Source organism: Candidatus Pelagibacter sp. PS_02 (assembly GCF_059418065.1).
On the sequence record NZ_CM182079.1, the window covers coordinates 780,159 to 797,876 of the forward strand.

At 28.7% G+C, this 17,718-nt stretch carries 16 protein-coding genes, 1 tRNA gene and 1 pseudogene; 10 read left to right on the forward strand and 8 right to left on the reverse strand.

Features of this window, described 5'->3' with window-relative positions; translation table 11 throughout:
- The first annotated feature begins 43 nt into the window (after positions 1-43).
- Genes AC5SL4_RS04165 through hsdR form a run of 3 tightly spaced genes read left to right on the forward strand, consistent with a single transcriptional unit; the run spans position 44 to position 5,057 of the window.
- On the forward strand, positions 44-1,498 hold the full coding sequence (locus tag AC5SL4_RS04165; RefSeq protein ID WP_494587136.1) for a class I SAM-dependent DNA methyltransferase: 1,455 nt from the start codon (positions 44-46) through the stop codon (positions 1,496-1,498).
- The gene (locus AC5SL4_RS04170) at positions 1,495-2,691 is read left to right on the forward strand and encodes a restriction endonuclease subunit S (protein WP_494587137.1); all 1,197 of its coding nucleotides are present in this window, start codon (positions 1,495-1,497) and stop codon (positions 2,689-2,691) included. Before AC5SL4_RS04165 ends, AC5SL4_RS04170 begins: the two co-directional genes overlap by 4 nt.
- Positions 2,688-5,057 (forward strand): EcoAI/FtnUII family type I restriction enzme subunit R, encoded by a 2,370-nt coding sequence (gene hsdR, locus AC5SL4_RS04175; RefSeq protein ID WP_494587138.1) that lies wholly within the window; start codon positions 2,688-2,690, stop codon positions 5,055-5,057. Before AC5SL4_RS04170 ends, hsdR begins: the two co-directional genes overlap by 4 nt.
- Here the strand turns inward: hsdR and AC5SL4_RS04180 are convergent.
- Positions 5,054-6,673, reverse strand: a complete 1,620-nt coding sequence (locus AC5SL4_RS04180) for an ATP-binding protein (RefSeq protein WP_494587139.1) — start codon at positions 6,671-6,673, stop codon at positions 5,054-5,056. The two genes, hsdR and AC5SL4_RS04180, sit on opposite strands and share 4 nt — an antisense overlap.
- A 426-nt stretch (positions 6,674-7,099) precedes the next feature.
- Between AC5SL4_RS04180 and AC5SL4_RS04185 the strand changes: the two genes are divergently transcribed.
- From AC5SL4_RS04185 to AC5SL4_RS04195, 3 genes and pseudogenes are all read left to right on the forward strand, one after another.
- A complete protein-coding gene (locus AC5SL4_RS04185; RefSeq protein ID WP_494587140.1) occupies positions 7,100-7,663 on the forward strand; it encodes a hypothetical protein in 564 nt (187 codons plus the stop codon).
- Positions 7,664-7,666: 3 nt separating this feature from the next.
- The gene (locus AC5SL4_RS04190) at positions 7,667-8,050 is read left to right on the forward strand and encodes a hypothetical protein (RefSeq protein WP_494587141.1); all 384 of its coding nucleotides are present in this window, start codon (positions 7,667-7,669) and stop codon (positions 8,048-8,050) included.
- A gap of 456 nt (positions 8,051-8,506) precedes the next feature.
- Positions 8,507-8,572: pseudogene (locus tag AC5SL4_RS04195) on the forward strand (adenine phosphoribosyltransferase); the annotation flags it as partial.
- 1 nt (position 8,573) lies between these two features.
- Here AC5SL4_RS04195 and AC5SL4_RS04200 read toward each other — a convergent pair.
- The 4 genes from AC5SL4_RS04200 to AC5SL4_RS04215 all read right to left on the reverse strand — a co-directional run bounded on the left by AC5SL4_RS04200 (position 8,574) and on the right by AC5SL4_RS04215 (position 11,918).
- Positions 8,574-8,650, reverse strand: a tRNA-Met gene (locus AC5SL4_RS04200).
- Positions 8,651-8,714: 64 nt separating this feature from the next.
- Positions 8,715-8,942 carry a hypothetical protein gene (locus tag AC5SL4_RS04205; protein ID WP_006996673.1) on the reverse strand — a complete coding sequence of 76 codons (228 nt, stop codon included), beginning with the start codon at positions 8,940-8,942 and terminating at the stop codon, positions 8,715-8,717.
- A gap of 41 nt (positions 8,943-8,983) precedes the next feature.
- Positions 8,984-11,428, reverse strand: coding sequence for a GcvT family protein (locus AC5SL4_RS04210; protein ID WP_494587142.1), 2,445 nt, complete (start codon positions 11,426-11,428; stop codon positions 8,984-8,986).
- Positions 11,429-11,474: 46 nt separating this feature from the next.
- The gene (locus AC5SL4_RS04215; RefSeq protein ID WP_006996671.1) at positions 11,475-11,918 is read right to left on the reverse strand and encodes a cytochrome c; all 444 of its coding nucleotides are present in this window, start codon (positions 11,916-11,918) and stop codon (positions 11,475-11,477) included.
- 3 nt (positions 11,919-11,921) lie between these two features.
- Between AC5SL4_RS04215 and AC5SL4_RS04220 the strand changes: the two genes are divergently transcribed.
- Complete coding sequence (locus AC5SL4_RS04220) at positions 11,922-12,464, forward strand: cytochrome b (RefSeq protein ID WP_006996670.1); 543 nt, start codon at positions 11,922-11,924, stop codon at positions 12,462-12,464.
- Between the two features lie 3 nt (positions 12,465-12,467).
- On the opposite strand, the gene AC5SL4_RS04225 is transcribed toward AC5SL4_RS04220, so the two are convergent.
- The gene (locus tag AC5SL4_RS04225; RefSeq protein ID WP_494587143.1) at positions 12,468-13,172 is read right to left on the reverse strand and encodes a formylglycine-generating enzyme family protein; all 705 of its coding nucleotides are present in this window, start codon (positions 13,170-13,172) and stop codon (positions 12,468-12,470) included.
- Positions 13,148-13,861, reverse strand: coding sequence for a class I SAM-dependent methyltransferase (locus tag AC5SL4_RS04230; RefSeq protein ID WP_006996668.1), 714 nt, complete (start codon positions 13,859-13,861; stop codon positions 13,148-13,150). The genes AC5SL4_RS04225 and AC5SL4_RS04230 overlap by 25 nt, the downstream gene beginning before the upstream one ends.
- 51 nt (positions 13,862-13,912) lie before the next feature.
- On the opposite strand from AC5SL4_RS04230, the gene AC5SL4_RS04235 reads away from it, so the two are divergent.
- Genes AC5SL4_RS04235 through AC5SL4_RS04245 form a run of 3 tightly spaced genes read left to right on the forward strand, consistent with a single transcriptional unit; the run spans position 13,913 to position 17,236 of the window.
- Positions 13,913-14,866: an ADP-ribosylglycohydrolase family protein gene (locus AC5SL4_RS04235; protein WP_006996667.1), complete on the forward strand. Its 954-nt coding sequence runs from the start codon at positions 13,913-13,915 to the stop codon at positions 14,864-14,866.
- Positions 14,867-16,183 carry an MATE family efflux transporter gene (locus AC5SL4_RS04240; RefSeq protein ID WP_494587144.1) on the forward strand — a complete coding sequence of 439 codons (1,317 nt, stop codon included), beginning with the start codon at positions 14,867-14,869 and terminating at the stop codon, positions 16,181-16,183.
- Between the two features lie 39 nt (positions 16,184-16,222).
- Positions 16,223-17,236, forward strand: coding sequence for an MBL fold metallo-hydrolase (locus AC5SL4_RS04245; RefSeq protein ID WP_006996665.1), 1,014 nt, complete (start codon positions 16,223-16,225; stop codon positions 17,234-17,236).
- Positions 17,237-17,245: 9 nt separating this feature from the next.
- Here the strand turns inward: AC5SL4_RS04245 and AC5SL4_RS04250 are convergent, their stop codons facing one another.
- Positions 17,246-17,671 carry a hypothetical protein gene (locus AC5SL4_RS04250; RefSeq protein ID WP_006996664.1) on the reverse strand — a complete coding sequence of 142 codons (426 nt, stop codon included), beginning with the start codon at positions 17,669-17,671 and terminating at the stop codon, positions 17,246-17,248.
- Between the last annotated feature and the right edge of the window lie 47 nt (positions 17,672-17,718).

Sequence of the window (17,718 nt, forward strand, 5' to 3'; positions counted from 1 at the left end):
ATTAAAATTATTATTCTTAAATAAAATATATATAATGCTGGCAATGTTTGAGCAAACTTTCAAAAACATAGACGATATTCTTTGGAAAGACTCTGGCTGTAGTACTGAGCTTGATTATGCTGAACAATCATCATGGATACTATTTCTTAAATGGTTAGATGATTATGAAAAAGATAAAGAAACTAAAGCTAAATTAGAAAACAAAAAGTTTAAACCTACCCTAGATAAAGAATTTCAGTGGTCTACTTGGGCCATTGTTAAAGACAAAGATGGTAAAGTAGATTTCAACAAAACACTAACAGGGCCAGATTTAAAAAAGTTTGTTGATGATAAGTTGTTCCCTTATCTTTCTTCATTTAGAAGTAGTGCTGAAAGTTTTGATACACTCGAATATAAAATTGGTGAAATATTCTCTGAGCTTAAAAATAAACTTCAAGATGGATACACATTAAGAGATGTTGTTAATGAAGTAGATAATCTTCAGTTTCAAAGTAATGAACAAAAACATGAGCTGAGTGCTTTGTATGAAGAGAAGATTAAAAACATGGGTAATGCTGGTCGTAATGGTGGTGAATACTACACCCCAAGACCTTTAATTAAATCTATTATTAAAGTAATAGACCCTAAGGTTGGAGAAACTGTTTATGATGGTGCAGTTGGTAGTGCTGGTTTTTTAGTTGAAGCGTTTGAATATATGAGTCAATCAAAATCTTTAACAACTTCAGAGCTTAAAACACTTCAAACAAAATCATTTTATGGAGCTGAAAAGAAAACCTTAGCTTACATAATTGGTATTATGAATATGATACTTCATGGCATTGAAAGTCCAAATATCATTCATCAAAATACATTAGAAACTAATATTCAAGAGATACAAAACAAAGATAGAGTTGATGTTATACTTGCTAACCCCCCATTTGGAGGAAGTGAAAAAGAACAAATACAAGAAAATTTTCAAATAAAATCAAGTGAGACTGCATATTTATTTCTACAGCATTTCATAAAAAAACTTAAAGTAGGCGGAAGATGTGGGGTTGTTATTAAGAATACTTTCTTAAGCAATACAGATAATGCAAGCATAGCTCTAAGAAAATTATTGATTAAAGAAAACAATTTATTTGCTATTTTAGATATGCCAAGAGGAACTTTTTTAGGAGCAGGTGTTCAAACTGTTGTTTTATTTTTTAAAAAAGGAAATCAAACAAAAAAAATTTGGTATCACAAACCAAATATTGAACGAAATTTAGGCAAAAGATTTCCTCTTAATGAAAATGACTTATCTGAATTCAGAAATAATTTAAAAAACTTTGAAACTTCACAGAATAGTTGGTTTATTGAAGCTGATAAATTAAATCAAGATACTTATGACTTGAGTGTTGTTAATCCAAACATAGTTGAAAAAGTTGATGAGCGTTCTCCAAGCCAAATTATTAGTGAAATTGACAAGCTAAACAAAAACTTAGAGGAAAATCTTAGAGATATTAAAAAAATGTTATGATTTGGAAAACTTCTAAATTAGGAACTGAATGCAATATTATAACTGGAAACAGTATTAATCAAAAAACTAAAGATAAAAAATATACAAATATTAAAGATGGCACACCTTATATTGCAACTAAAGACATCAATTATAATGGTAATATAAATTATACTAATGGAATTTCTATTCCCCATAATGAAAGTGTAAATTTTAGAATTTCCCCAGCACATTCAGTATTAATATGTGTTGAAGGAGGTAGTGCTGGTCGTAAAATAGCTCTATCAAATCAAAAGTGTCATTATGGTAATAAACTCGCATCTATTACTCCTAATGAGGAGCTACTTGCAAAATATGTCTATTATTACACTTTTAGTAATTTGTTTCAAAAACAATTTAAAAAAGCTACTCATGGAGTTATAGGTGGAGTTTCTATTTCTAAACTTAGAAATTTTGAAATACACTTCCCTGAAGTAATTATCCAAAAAAAAATAGTTTCGAAAATTGAGTCTATTTTTTTTAAAATTGATAAATTAATTTCTTCATCTAAACTAAAACAAGAAAATATAAATACTCTTTATGAAAAGGCTGTCACTTCTATTTTTGTCAATATTAAGAATTTAAAAAAAAATAAACTATCAGAAGTTTGTGAAAAAATTACTGATGGAATACATCAAACACCTAAATATTCTGAAAGTGGTTATATTTTTTTGTCATCTACCAATGTTAAAAAAAGAGTAATTGATTGGAATAACGTTCGCTTTGTAGATGAAAAGCAACATATTGAAATGCAAAAAAGAGTTTCTCCTAAAAAGGGAGATGTGCTACTAGCTAAAAATGGTACTACTGGTATAGCGGCATTAGTTGATAGAGATTTAGAATTTGATATATATGTTAGTTTAGCATTGTTGAGAAGCAGCAAGAACGTTTTGCCTGAATACCTATTAGAATACATAAACTCAAAAAAGGCAAAAAACCAATTTAATTCTCGAACAAAAGGTATTGGAGTTCAAAATTTACATCTTCAAGAAATTAAAGAGGTTGTAATTGAATATCCCGACAACACTAACCAACAAAAAAAAGTAGTAGAAGGTTTAAAATCATTAGATAATACGTCTCAATATTGTCTTAATACAAATGCTAAAATAATAAATGAATTAGAAGCTCTAAAAGCATCTATAATTTCAAAAGAAATAACTAATAAAATCTCATGAACGAAGCAGAAACTAGAGCTGAATTAATTGACCCAAAGATAAAGGAAGCTGGCTGGGGCACTATTGAAGGAAGTGTTGTTAGAAGAGAGTTTAAAATTACTAATGGTGAAATAAAACCAGGTGGTATTAGAGCTAGCTTTGATAAAGCTGACTATGTTCTTGTTTATAAAAATAGAAAAATTGCAGTAATAGAGGCAAAATCAGATGAACTTGATGTTAGTGAAGGAGTGGGTCAGGCAAAAGATTATGCTCAAAAGTTAAGAATACCTACTACCTACTCTACTAATGGTAACAAAATTTATGAAATTAATTATTCTAAAAATGAAAAAGGTGAAATAAAGATTAATGAATATGGTGAAATGATTATCACTTCAGAAGCTGAAGTTGATAAATTTCCATCTCCCGAAGAACTATGGGCTAAAACTTTTAAAGATAAAAATGAATGGTCTAGTAAATTTGATGATGTTGATTTTAAAACATTCAAAGGTTTTAGGGAACCAAGATATTATCAAGAAATCGCTATAAATAACACGCTTGATGCTATTGCAAATAAACAAGATAGAATACTTTTAACTCTTGCAACAGGTACTGGTAAAACAGTAATTGCATTTCACATTGCTTGGAAGTTGTTTCATGCAAGATGGAATATGCAAAGAGATGGTAAAAGAGTTCCTAGAATATTATTTCTAGCTGATAGAAATATATTAGCCAATCAAGCCTTTAATTCATTTGGTGCTTTTGATGAGAATGCTTTAGTTAGAATTACTCCTAAGGATGTTAAAGACAAAGGACATGTTCCAACTAATGGTTCAGTATTCTTTACTATATTTCAGAGCTTTATGTCAGGGCCAGAAAATAAACCTTATTTTGGTCAATACCCTACTGACTTCTTTGATTTGGTTATTATTGATGAGTGTCATAGAGGTGGAGCTAACGATGAAAGTAATTGGAGAGATATTTTAAATCACTTCAAAACAGCAACTCAAATTGGTTTAACGGCTACACCAAGAAGAAAAATCAATGCTGATACTTATTCTTACTTTAATGAACCAGTTTATACATATTCTTTAAAGGATGGAATTAAAGATGGTTTTTTAACACCATTCAGAGTCAAAAGAATTCAAACCACTATTGACGAATACACCTACACAGGTGAGGACGAGGTTCTTTCAGGAAAACAAGAAGTTACTGAAGGAGAAGTTTTTGAAGAAAAAGATATGAATAGAAAAATTATAATCAAAGAGAGAGAGCGTAAGAGAGTACAATTAATGCTTAGCAGTATTAATCCTAAAGAAAAAACATTAGTTTTTTGTGCAAGTATTCCACACGCTGGCATGATAAGAGATTTGATTAACCAAGAGTCTGTTAATCCACCAGCTGATTATTGTGTAAGAGTAACAGCTGAAGATGCAAAAATAGGAGACACTTATCTTAGACAATTTCAAGATAATGACAAAACACTTCCAACAATATTAACAACCAGTCAAAAATTAAGTACTGGGGTTGATGCTTTAAACATTAGAAATATCGTTTTAATGAGACCAGTGAATAATATGATTGAATTTAAACAAATCATTGGGAGAGGCACTAGATTATTTGATGATAAGTTTTACTTTACTATTGTTGATTTTGTTGGTGCTTATAAAAATTTTTCAGACCCTGCTTGGGATGGAGACGAGCTGCCAGATGATGGAAATACTGGTGATGGAGGAGATACTGGTGATGGAGGAGATACTGGTGATGGAGGAGATACTGGTGATGGAGGAGATACAACTAAGCCTCCAACCAAAGAAAAGATAATAATTAAACTGGCTGAAGGCAAAGAATTATCAATTAAATCAATGTCGACAACTATGTTCTATTTTCATGGGATACCAGTTTCTGTAGAGGAATTTATTAAAAGATTATTTAATACAATAACTCTTCCAAATATTTTAAAAAATGAAGAAGAACTAAGAGAATTATGGTCATCCCCTATAACTAGGAATGAACTACTTAAAAAGCTTGAAGATAATGGCTTCACTAAACAAGATTTAAAATCTATCCAAACACTAATAGAGGCTGAAGATAGCGATATCTTTGATGTTTTAGAGCATGTTGCTTATAGCAAAAAACCTATTCAAAGAGCTACTAGAGTAGCTAATGCAGAGAATGAAATTTATAAAGATTTAAACGATAAACAAAAAGAGTTTATAGATTTTGTCTTAAGCAAATATGTAGAAGGTGGTGTTGAAGAGCTTGATATTAATAGATTAAGTAGTCTAGTTAAATTAAAGTACAAATCTCTATATGATGGTCAAAAAGCATTAGGTGATGCGGATAATATAAAAAATACTTTTATTAATTTTCAAAAATATTTGTATTAGGATATATTCTCTATATCTTTTCTTATCTCGATATATTCAATAGTTTCTTTGGTTGATAGTTTTTCATTAGATGGCCCTGTTCTTTTATAAAAATCAGTCTCATTTAAAAAAGCAGTTTCTTTTATGGGTAATTTTGTACAATTAACTATTAACAATGTTTTATCTTCAATAGTATAAAAGCTATATTTTATATAAGTTTCTAAATATTTTATACCAATATTAGATTTAATTTTATCTTTTAAAAATTTTGAGCAATCATCTTGATTCTTAAATCTATCCATTTCAATACCTAAAATATTTTTATCATCGTCTTGACCAACAATTAATGTACCACCTTCTGTATTTAAAAAAGCCACAATAGTTTTTAATACACTGTCAGCTAAAAAATTATTAATTTTTTTTTCTTTAATACTCCATCTCAAGGTTGATTTTCTTTCTAAAGAAATAGACTCATTCATATTAATTAAATTTCTAATTGAATAGTCGGGAAATTCCTCAAAAAGTTTATCTGGTTCAAATTCAAAATCATCATCTTCAACAGTGTTAGTTAATTTATCAATATATTTATTTAATTTTTCTTTAGCATCGGCTATTTTTTTTCTATTTTTAACTACAGTTATTTGTTCTGAAGTATTTTTCATTGGTATACAAACCCTACCAAGTGATTGTGAATTCAAATGTGGAATTATAGTGCTCACGGATAAAGACAATAATTGCTCCCTACCCTCATTTGAATTTAAAAAGTTCTGAACGTATTCATTTATAAAAAATTCAGAGTCAAATAAAAGGAGCCAATATCTACTAGCTTTTAAATCTTCAATGTTTATTTCCGTTTTGCTTGATTTCGAAGGTATCATTGGGGTAAATACAATGTTTTCACCAGCAAAGTTTTTTAACTCATTTAAAACATCATCTCTTTTTTTATTACTTTTTAATAAATCAACAGATTTAATTTTAAGTGCCACATCTTTTAAATATTTAGGTGTAAAATTTTTCTTTTTGAAATCTTCAATTTGATTATTTTGAGCAAACGACATTTTAGCACTATGAAAATATGCTTTAGGGGTTTTTATAATATTGAGATTATCAAGATTTTTATCTTCTTCATTTATTGCTCTAAAGTCTGTAGAATAAATACCTGACATCCATAAATCTCCAATAGGTCCCTTAATATACTCATACATGGAAAAGCTAATTGAAGTTTCTTTCTTATAAATATCACCTAAAATATTCTCTCTAAACCTAGTGAATTTAGGAAAGTAATTTTCTAATTTTACTGAAAAGTAATTCATTGTGGAAATATTCAATACAAAACCACCATTAACCAAATTTTTGTCTATTAATTTTTCAAGTGCAATTAGGGGGTCTGGTTTTCTTATTCCTACTGGTAGCTGAAGAAATATTAAATCATACTTATCTTCACCTAAATTACTTATGTCCTCTAAAACTTCGTTAAAATTGCCAGTTTTATTTGTAATATCACAACCTTCGTTAGCTAATTCTTTTTCAGGAAAAAAACTTTCAAAGAATACATAGTTAAAGTTTAGAATTTTTTTATTCTTACTCAGAGATTGTTTTAAAATTTCTTTTATCCTAATAGATATAGCCTTTTTCATAATTTATGTTTACGCATCATAAGAGACTGTTGCCTTTTTGAAAACATTTTTCTGGCAGATTAAAAACAAAAGTTAATGATTTAAATAGAATCATGCATTGGATTTCATTCCTTTTCACCCGTTTACGTTTCTTTTCATTGTTCTCCTCTTTACGTAGACCCCTTGACAAGAGAAGGGGTGAAACCATTACTAACATTAAACTACTCACCTTAAAAAAAACAACCAACATTAGGAGTTATGATATATGGAAATAAACGGTATTAATAAATACTGTCATGTAAGCGCTTACATTGCTTATGATAACTGCAGCCCAGTTTACAAACAAACCTTCAAGTTTGAACTCAGTCCAAGCACCCATAACAGCATCATTTGGGAGAAAATAATCAAAATACTCAAGAAAAACGGAATAAATGTGGAGCTTAAATCATGAAGCGGTTCTTAATTTTTGTCTCTGGTCATTTGTTTTTGTTTCTATTAGTTATTGCCTATCAAGCTCAAGCGGAAGAGGAAGAATGGAATATTAATAAATTTGAAAAACTAGTTTATGCAAGAGTTTCAGGTGAAGTTACCCACGGAGACTCGCTTAACTTTTTTATACACGTTAATGATGATTGTGACCGAGTTTGGAATTCTTTTACATTTTACACTTATGAAAAACCAGGTGATATCAAACAGTTAATAGGAAAGCACATCCCAATAAGAATTAATAACCAAGAAGAAACTGCAGAAGTTGAAGCAGTAACTCCTTTTTTAATGGGTTATAGAGTGTTGTTTTCTATAGGTACGTTTGATTTAAAAAAATATATCTACAAATTAAATGATTTTTACAACGAAGAAAAAAGGTTTGAAATTGAAATAGTTGATGGTGTTGGTTTTAAAGCAGCAAAATACTTTGACATCCCAAATAATAATTGGAAATTAGATAAACTTGTACCCTCTGTACTGGAAGCTCGTAAACTTTGTAAAACTATTGACCAGGTGGGTAGTTAGGCAATGGTAAGAATTATTTTATTTATCTTACTATTGTTACCAACAACAGCTAACGCCGACCAAGGTTTAAAAATTTCATGTCTCAATATGAAGGATGTAATCATTGGAAGAAAGCATGACTCTTTAAATTTTACAATGCAAGCAGTAGGACTTGAATACTTTGATAAAAAAAAAGGTGAGTTTGTAATGATTGAAGCTAATAAATTAGATATTGGTGAAAACCAAGTGACAGCAAGATTTGCTGATTATGAATTAGGATTTCAAATGATTGTATTTGATGGAGATACAAAACCTAGCATGACATTATCAAAGTACGATTATAAGAATAATAGGTTCTTAGAGCATTATAAGTGTGATGTTGAAACGGTAAATAATGCAACCAATTAAAACAACAAAGTTCATAAACAAATTTATTAAAAACAATAAATAATTGTGTTTGTTGGATACTGTTTTACTACTTAACAATTAGCAACTATGTATTTGTTATCAATGTTTTTAGTGTTGTTAATGAAGTGGTTAATTGTATGTAAACAATACTGTCTTTAGTGTTGTTAATGAAGTGGTTAATTGTATGTAAACAATACTGTCTTTAGTGTTGTTAATGAAGTGGTTAATTGTATGTAAACAATACTGTCTTTAGTGTTGTGAAGAATTAACCCTGAAGATTACTTCCCTTGGTCTCTATAAGGGATTTTACACACTTGTTTCAGATTGAACAACAGAACGTTTATAGAACCTGATAAATTATTTTGAGTCATAATGACTCATGTTATCTTGTTGTCACACTCATGTCACACTGTTGAGCTAATCTTGAAATTAATTACTAAATAATTAACAGTTACAGGTTCTGATAATTTAGTTAAAAAAGGTTATAAGGTTGAAAACTTAATGGATTTTCCAGGGCATTAATTGGTAGCGGGAAGTGGAATCGAACCACTGACCTCAGGCTTATGAGTCCTGCGCTCTAACCGACTGAGCTACCCCGCCACTTAATTCTTGATGATTTATAATAGGTTTTTAATTTAGATCAATCAACTTTTGATCAATATGATTATTTTATAACCACTATAAAAGTTGAAAAAAGAGTTAATGCTAAAATTACTGAACTATAAAAAACGATTTGTCTTTTAGTTTCGTTTTTCTTATCTATTTTTACTCGGTTCAATAATTTATTGATGTCTACAATTCTCTTTTGATCAATATACTGTACTGGAATAGTTTTTTTATGAACTTTTTTTTCACTGGTATGTTTTCTGTCGTGAAAATAAGTTTTTTGCATGAGATTATTTAACCATCAATTATTAAACTCGGCAACTAAAATTATAACAATCTAGCACGTTTATCTTTTAGGGGAGCGATCTCTACTAGTGCTGGGAATTTTTGTTTAGCAACTTCAATATATAGGTTCATTTTTGAAAGTTCTTCATTTGAATGTATTGAGCTTACATATCCAAAAGACAAGTTTTTTTTATAATTAAAGGAATAATTGCCAGATGTTGTTCTCCCAATAATCTTATCTTCTAGATAAATAGGCTCTTCGTGTAATAATAGAGGTGTGCCTGGCTTACTATCTTTAAGTGATAGCATAATAAATCTTCTATTTGGTTTTTGATCTTTTATTTTTAATAAGCTTTCTTTACCAATAAAGTTGATTTCTTTATTATAACTAATTGCAAAATTTAATCCTGCTTCATATTGATTTTCTTCTGGTGAAATATCATGACCCCAATGTAAAAACCCACTTTCCATTCTCATAATATCCATTGCGTGTGAACCACAATGAGATAAATTATAATTTTTTCCCTCATCTACAATTAATTGATAAATTTCTTTAGCATCTTTATTTTCGATATAAAGTTCAAATCCTAATTCACCCACATAAGATAATCTTTGGGCCCAAACTTTTTTTGAACCAAGCGTTACAAATTTGCCATAACCAAATTTAAATGTTTCATTGCTAAAATCATCATTTGAAATTTTTGAAATTAAATTTCTACTTTTTGGTCCAAAAATTCCCAAACAAACAAGATCATCAGTAATATCTTTAAATTCTAAATTAGGTGACAAATGTTTTAAAATATGTGCTTTATCGTGAGTTCTTGTTGCAGCTGAACTTATTATTCTAAAATTATTTTTATCAATACAAATAACCGTTAAGTCTGTTTCAATTCCTCCAGCCTCATTTAACATTTGTGTATATGTTGATCTTCCTATTTCATCTTTAATATTAGCTGTGCTTATTCTTTGCAATTCACTGTGTGCTTGCTCTCCTTTTATTTCATATTTGGAAAATGGAGAAAGTTCAAAGAGACCAACATTGGTAATTGTATTTTTTGTTTCAAATTCAACTGAAGGATACCAGTTTTGATAATCAAAGCTGTATTCATATTCTGCTTTTTCATTATTTAGTGCATACCACATAGGTCTTTCGTATTCGCCAGATACACCAAAGCACGCTCCTTCTTTTTTTAATTCTTCATGATACGGTAATAGTCTTTGATCTCTTGAAGTATTATGCTGTTTATAAGGCCAGTGCATTCCATATAAATCACCAAGTGTTTCCGTTACCCTTTCCATAATAAATTTTTTAGATGAATGAAATTTTTGAAATCTTTTAATATCGAGTGAAAATAAATCTTCATTCATATATCCATTAATCATCCATTCAGCAGTAACTCTGCCCGCACCCCCAGAACTTGCGATCCCAATACTATTAAATCCACAACACGTAAAAAGGTTATTCACTTCAGGAGTTTCTCCTAAAAGATATTGCGTGTCAGGGGTAAAAGATTCAGGCCCTGAAAAAAATTTTCTAATTCCAGCAGTTTCTAACATGGGTAATCTTTGAAATGATTTTTCAAGATAAGGCTCAAAGTGATCAAAATCATCTGGAAACTCTCCAAAAGAAAAGTCCAGTGGCACCACTCCTTTGTCTTTAAATGCAGGTTTTGCATTAGGTTCAAATATTCCAACTAACATTTTCCCAGCATCTTCTTTTAAATAAAGACAGGAATTATAGTCTCTCAAAACTGGTAAGTTTTTAGGTAATTTATCTAATGGTTCTGTGATTATGTAAAAGTGCTCATTTGGATATAATGGAATACTTACACCAATATCTTCTCCAATTTGCCTCGACCACATCCCAGTTGCAATTACAACGTATTCACAATCAATTTTGCCAAATTTAGTTTGAACACCAACAATTTTTTTGTCTTTAACCAATATTTTTTCAACAGGAGTTTTCTCAAATATCTGAGCCCCTTCCATCTTTGCAGCTTTAGCTAATACATTAGTAACCCCTATAGGATCTGCCTGACCATCTTCTGGCATATAAACTCCACCTAAAATGTCATCATCATTTATAACGGGATAGAGTTCTTTTATTCTTTGTTTATTAACGCTTTCAACATTAACATCAAACAACTGCGCAGCTGTTGCTTGTCTTAATAATTCTTGTAATCTTTCGGGTGTACTTGCAACTGTGATTGCACCATTTTGTTTTAATCCAGTTGATAATCCAGTTTTTTTTTCTAATTCTTTATAAAGATTTAAGGAATATTTTCTAAGCCGTGTAATAGTGGCTGATGCTCCTAATTGACCAACAAGTCCTGCTGCATGCCAAGTAGTTCCTGAAGTAAGTTGATCTCTTTCTAATAATATAGTGTCTTTCCAACCATATTTTGCAAGGTGATAGGCAACAGAACAGCCAGCAACACCCCCTCCAATAACTACTACTTTAGCTGATTTTGGTAATACCACTGACATTTATATTTAAACAATATTAAAATTTTTAAATACAAACAACTAAATCTTAATGTTCAGCTCTAAATTTTGAGTGACAAGCTTTACAGCTACTCCACATATATTTTCCAAGAGTTGCCTTCATATCTTCTGCCCCATCAATGACAGACGTTAACTCGATCATATTGCTTGAAGCTTTTGTCATTAATAAATTAAATTCATCTTTATTTTCCCAAATAGAAGGTAAAGCTTCTGTTTTAAATCCTACTTTTGAATTTTCAGGAAAAAGATCAATTAATCTTTTATAATTATCGCTCATTTCAATCATTAGTTTTTTTGCTTCGTCTAAACTTCCATTAGAAGCAAGACCTTGGACTCTTTTGGCAGTTTTGTAATTTTTACTAAAAATAGATTTTCTTTCTTTGATAATCTCTTCAACCGTTTGTTCTGAAAAAGCACTGAAGCTATAAAATAATATAAATATAAAAAATAAAGTGTTTTTAATTAATGTCATAATATGTTTAATTTAAACATGTCTATATTTAATAACATATCAAAATATGGATTACTTGCCAAATTAATCCATTGGCTAACTGCCGCAGGATTACTAATTCAAATACCTTTGGGGTTTTATTTGGTTGATTTAGACTTTGATCAATTTAGGGTTGATATAGAAAATTATCATATATTATTTGGATTAATCCTATTTTACACAACTCTAATAAGGCTAACTTTTAAACTATTATCTCCTACACCAAATTTCAATGACAATGCTTTTCCTGGTCAAAAAGTTTTAGCAAAGTTAAACCACTTTTTTTTATATTTAGCTTTATTAACAATAACTATATCGGGTATTTTTAAGAAATTATTTAATGGTGAAAGTTTAGTTATTTTTTTCAAAAAAGTTAATCTAACTTATAATTTTGAACTCTCAGAACAGTTTTATTCAATTCATGTATTAGCAAATTATGTATTAATTGGATTAATTGCATTACATATTTTAGCAGTACTGTTTCATAAATTTTTATTAAGGGAAAATATTTTAAAGAGAATTTTATAATTTTTAATTATCAAATGCACATCTAAAACCAACATAGATTGCATAAAAGTTCGAGGGTTTATATTGAGCTCCATTAATACTGGTCTTTGAACCTCCATACCACCAGGAGGCCCCTGCTGTTAAAGAATTATTTTTTTCTTGATCATCCACCCACTCCCAAACATTACCACCCATAGCAACTAATCCATTTACGCCTTCTGGCAATATTGTGACATCTACATGCTTGTCATAATTTAATAAACCTTGGGAGTTCATTTCTTTAGCTATATCTCCACTAGGGTATCTATAAGTTTTATTTTTATCAAATTTATTGGATGCAAATATTTGAGTGTAAGCTGCATAAGACCATTCCTCAAATGTAGGCAATCGGCCATTTATAAATTTGCAATAATTCTCAACTTCAAATCTACTTAGATGAACAGCGGGCTCTAATTCACTATCAGGTTTTTTTCCATAAGGTGTTTTATAATTCCAATTATCACGTTTAACCCAACCAGCACCCCATTCGTAACCTCCACCATTTTTTTCAGCTTCTGTAATGACTTCGTTTTTAATTGTATAATTATTAAACTCCATAATTGTTACTTCATATTTATTTAGTGAAAATTTTCCAAAGTTAATTTTCTCATTTTCAAAACTAAATACTTTAATTGGTAAGATTAATATAAATATCGAGAAATACTTTATACTTTTGTAAATATTATGCATTTAAGCTTATCGTTGAATAAAATATTTTTTTTATATTTTAGGTTAATTTCATTAATGCCATTTAAAATTTGAAGTGAACTAAACTTTAATAAAGTTGATATATAACGTTGTCTTATCATCTTTAAGTAAATATTTTTTTTGATATTAACTTTAAAATTAAATTTGATGATAGTTTTTTTAATATTAAGTTGAAGTAGTTTTTTCCAAATAAGATTGTCTCTTTTAAATGATTGAGTAAGTTTTTGTTTCATCAAAGAAAATGTGGGTATTTCATTATCTTTTGTATCTAAGGTTAAGATTAAAATAATTCCTCCAATGTTCAAACTAGAATATGAGTGGGCTAAAATCTTCTTAATATCCTTTAAATTAAATAAATGAATTGTTTGCTTGATCAGTATTAAATCAAATTTTTTTTTATTATTTTTGAGATATTTGATTGCATTTGTTTTTTTAAAAACGATTCTTTTGTCAAAATCTTTGTGATTTTCAATATCAAGTCCAACAGGCTTATTAATTAATTTGAGTTTAGAGGATAACGAACCCATTATCTTACCTCGGCCACAACCAATATCTAGAATTTTTGAGTGTTTAGTTAGTTTTTTTTGTTTTAATAAAAAATTATTGAATGATTGGATATATTTAGCTGATGAAATCCAAGTTTTATTATCCCAATTTTTTATACTTAACATTACCTAATTTAAAACATTTTAACTTATATTTAAATAAAGTATTAGTAACTCATGTTTAAAAAGTTGCATATATTTCTTGGCGCAACTGTTGCAGATGCAGCAGCCCGACCTTTGCACTGGGTGTATGATGAAAAAAAACTAAAATCTTATATTAAAGGAAAAAAAAATATTGCTTTCTTTAAACAAAATAGATCCCCATTCTACTCTATTAAAACAGGTGAAGTTTCAGGATATAATGATGTGGGTCAAGTAATGTTTAAAACATTAACTAAGACCACTAATCATAAAGAGGTTATTAAACTTTTTAAAAAGAATATTGTCAAAAATTTTGGACCAGGGTCAAAATATTGGAAAAATTTATCTTTAAGAAAAAAATACAAAAAGATTAAGTGGAAAACAGCCATGAAAGGTCCATGGATCCATCAAAATATTTTAGAAACTATCAAAAATATTAAATTAAAAAAAACTATCACAGGTGGGACTAAAGTTAACGAGTCTGATGGGTATTGTGCAAGCCTACCCTTTTATTTTTCAAATAATTCTGACCACAAAACAAAACAAATTATAAGAACGGTTGCTAATGGTAAAATTAGCGAACAATTTGCATTGGCAAAACTTAAGATTATTGATTTAGCTGATAAGGGGGACAAGGATCCAGTTAATAGCTTTTTAAGAAAAAATATAAAAAATAAATACTTTAAAAATGTCATTGAAAACATCAAAAAAGTTAAAAAGGTAAAATCAAAACCCCACAATTTTGTTGTAAAGAAATTTGGTAAAGCATGTAGTTATCCAGGTACTTTTAATGGAGGAATACATGCAATCATAACCTCTAAAAGTTTTAAAACTGCGGTTATTAAAACAATTAAAGCTGGTGGATGCAATTGTTCTCGTGCTAATTTTGTCGGTGCTTATTTTGCAGCTTATAAAGGTTTAAAAGGTATTCCTCAGGATTGGATAAAAAAAACAAATCCTGCAAAATCTATACTGAAATTTATTGCTTAAATGCAAAACCCATCCATTAAATACATTTTAAAATTATCTATTCCAATTTTCTTTGCAAATTTGGCTATTCCATTAGTTGGTATTATTGATACTGGTTTAATGGGTAACCTTGGTAACTTATCATATTTATCAGCAACTTCAGTGGCTGCTAATTTATTTTCTATGATTTTTTGGAGCTTTGGTTTTTTAAGAATGGGAACCGTTGGATTGGTTTCACAAGCCTATGGAAAAGAAGATTATACAGAAATATTTAATATTGTTATTCGAAATTTAGTTTTTGTTTTGCTAATTTCATTGATCTTAATTTTATTACAAAGTTTTATATTTAATCTAAGTGTGGGTATTTTTAATTTATCAGACACTACTAGGGAATTTTACCAGGATTACTTTCAAATAAGAATTTATTCAGCGCCTGGTGAGTTAACCCTTTACATTATAACTGGTTTATTTGTTGGATTACAGAAAACTAAAATTTCAAGTTTAGCTGTTGGTCTTTTTTCGATTCTAAATATAATTTTAAGTATTATTTTTGTTTCAAAATTTGATTTAAATATCAAAGGGGTTGCTTATGGGACTTTAGTCTCTGCACTTTTGATATCTACATCTTTTTTAATTTATACATTTTGGTATCTAAATAAAATGTCTAAAATCAATATCAATATTAATGAATTAATAGATCTAAATAAACTTAAAAACATTTTTAATATTAATCTAAATATATTTATTAGAACCATTTTACTAACTTTTTCATTTTTTTGGTTTACTTACCTTGGCAGTCAAATAGGTGAAGATTACATTGCAGCAAATGCAATTCTTATTAACCTGGTCTTTTTGTCTGCTTTCATTCTTGATGCTTATGCATTTTCAACCGAAGGTATGGTTGGTTATTCCTTAGGTAAAAAAGATATAAGCTTGTTTAAAAAAATTGTTAAAAACTCTTTTATTTTAAGCACCCTTACTGGATTAATTATTTCGATAATTTATTTTTTTATTAACAAACACGTCATTACACTAATGTCTGATATTGAAACTATTAGAAATCTAAGTTCTTCTTATGCAGTATGGCTAATACTAATGCCTTTAATTTCATCATTTTGTTATCAATTTGATGGAATATTTATTGGTGCATCACAAACAAAAGAGCTTAGAAATGCCATGATTTTTTCTGTATTTTCTTATCTATTAATGTCTTTATATTTAACAAAATTAATGGGTAATACAGGTATCTGGATATCTTTATGCTTGTTTATGGTGCTAAGGGCTTTATCTTTATTTTATTATTTAGACAAAATTTATTTAAGATTTCGTACTACTTAATAAATTCAACTACCCTCAATAAAATGATATTGTAAATCAATGTTATTTCGACAATTATTTGATAAAGTCTCAAGTACATTTACATACCTAATAGCTTCTGCAAAAGGAAGAGAGGCCTTAATCATTGATCCAGTGTTAGAAAATGTTGAACAATATATTAAGCTTCTTAAAGAACTAGATTTAAAGTTAGTAAAAGTTATTGATACTCATATCCATGCTGACCATATCTCAGGTATTGCCGAACTAAGAGATAAAACGAATTGCGTTACAGTAATGGGTGACAAAACCCCTGCTGATGTGGTTGCAATGCAAGTTGCCGATGAAGAGACAATTAAAATTGATGGCTTAGAATTACAGGCAATTTATACCCCAGGTCACACCATAGAAAGTTTTAGCTTCTTAATGAATGATAGGGTTTTCACTGGAGATGCATTATTAATTAGAGGAACCGGTAGAACAGATTTTCAAAATGGAAATGCAAGAGATTCGTATAATTCTATTTTTAATAAACTTTTAAAACTTCCAGATGAAACATTAATTTACCCTGCTCATGATTATAAAGGAGAGATGGTCAGTACCATAATAGAAGAAAAAAAATTCAACCCAAGACTGCAGGTAAGTTCTGCAGATCAATATATCGAAATTATGAATAATTTAAATTTGCCTAATCCAAGTATGATGGATGTTGCAGTTCCTAGTAATTTACAATTAGGAATAGATTTTAATAGACAAAAAGTAAATAACGGTGTCGAACCAGAAAAATTTAATGAAATTAAAAATGATGCTCAGTCAATTTTAATTGATCTTAGAGAGCAAAATGAAATAGATAAAGATGGTATGATTAAAAATAGTACAGTGGTTCGTTTTCCAGAAATTAACGAGTATCTACAACAAAACAAAAATACTTTAAAAGATAAAAGAATTTTATTTTATTGCGCACATGGTCATAGATCAACTCTAGCAGTTCAATTATCAAAATCTTATCAATTTACCAATTGTTTTCACTTAATTGGTGGTCTTAAGAATTGGAAAAAAGAAGGTTTAGATTTATAAAATTAGAATTTAATAACTTAACTTTAAATTTAATCTTTTAAATTTATTTCTAAAACTAAAAAATAATTTATTATGATTACCAGTATCTTTTTTAATTGTTTGTTGCCATAAGTGAACCATTTCATGTGACAAGGTATTTAAAAATTCCATTTTATTTTTATATTTAGGCATCATCTCAAGTACAAATTTATTTGTACCTTTTCTATAAGAGATATATTCAACACATTGCCCTGATCCTCTTACTATTCTTTTAATCATTACATCATTAAAAGGGTTGAGTTTATTATTAAATAAAGATTTATTAAAAATCTTAAAGTAATTTCTAATGTCTTTAAAATTAGTAGTATATTTTTTTTCTGTTTCTATTGTGTCTCTAAGTATTCTTTTTTTTGTTCTTACAATGTAGCTATCTTTAACAATTTTCTTTTTTTTCATTTTTATAGAGTGTGTAAATAAGTGTTATTAAATGGGTATAATTTCTG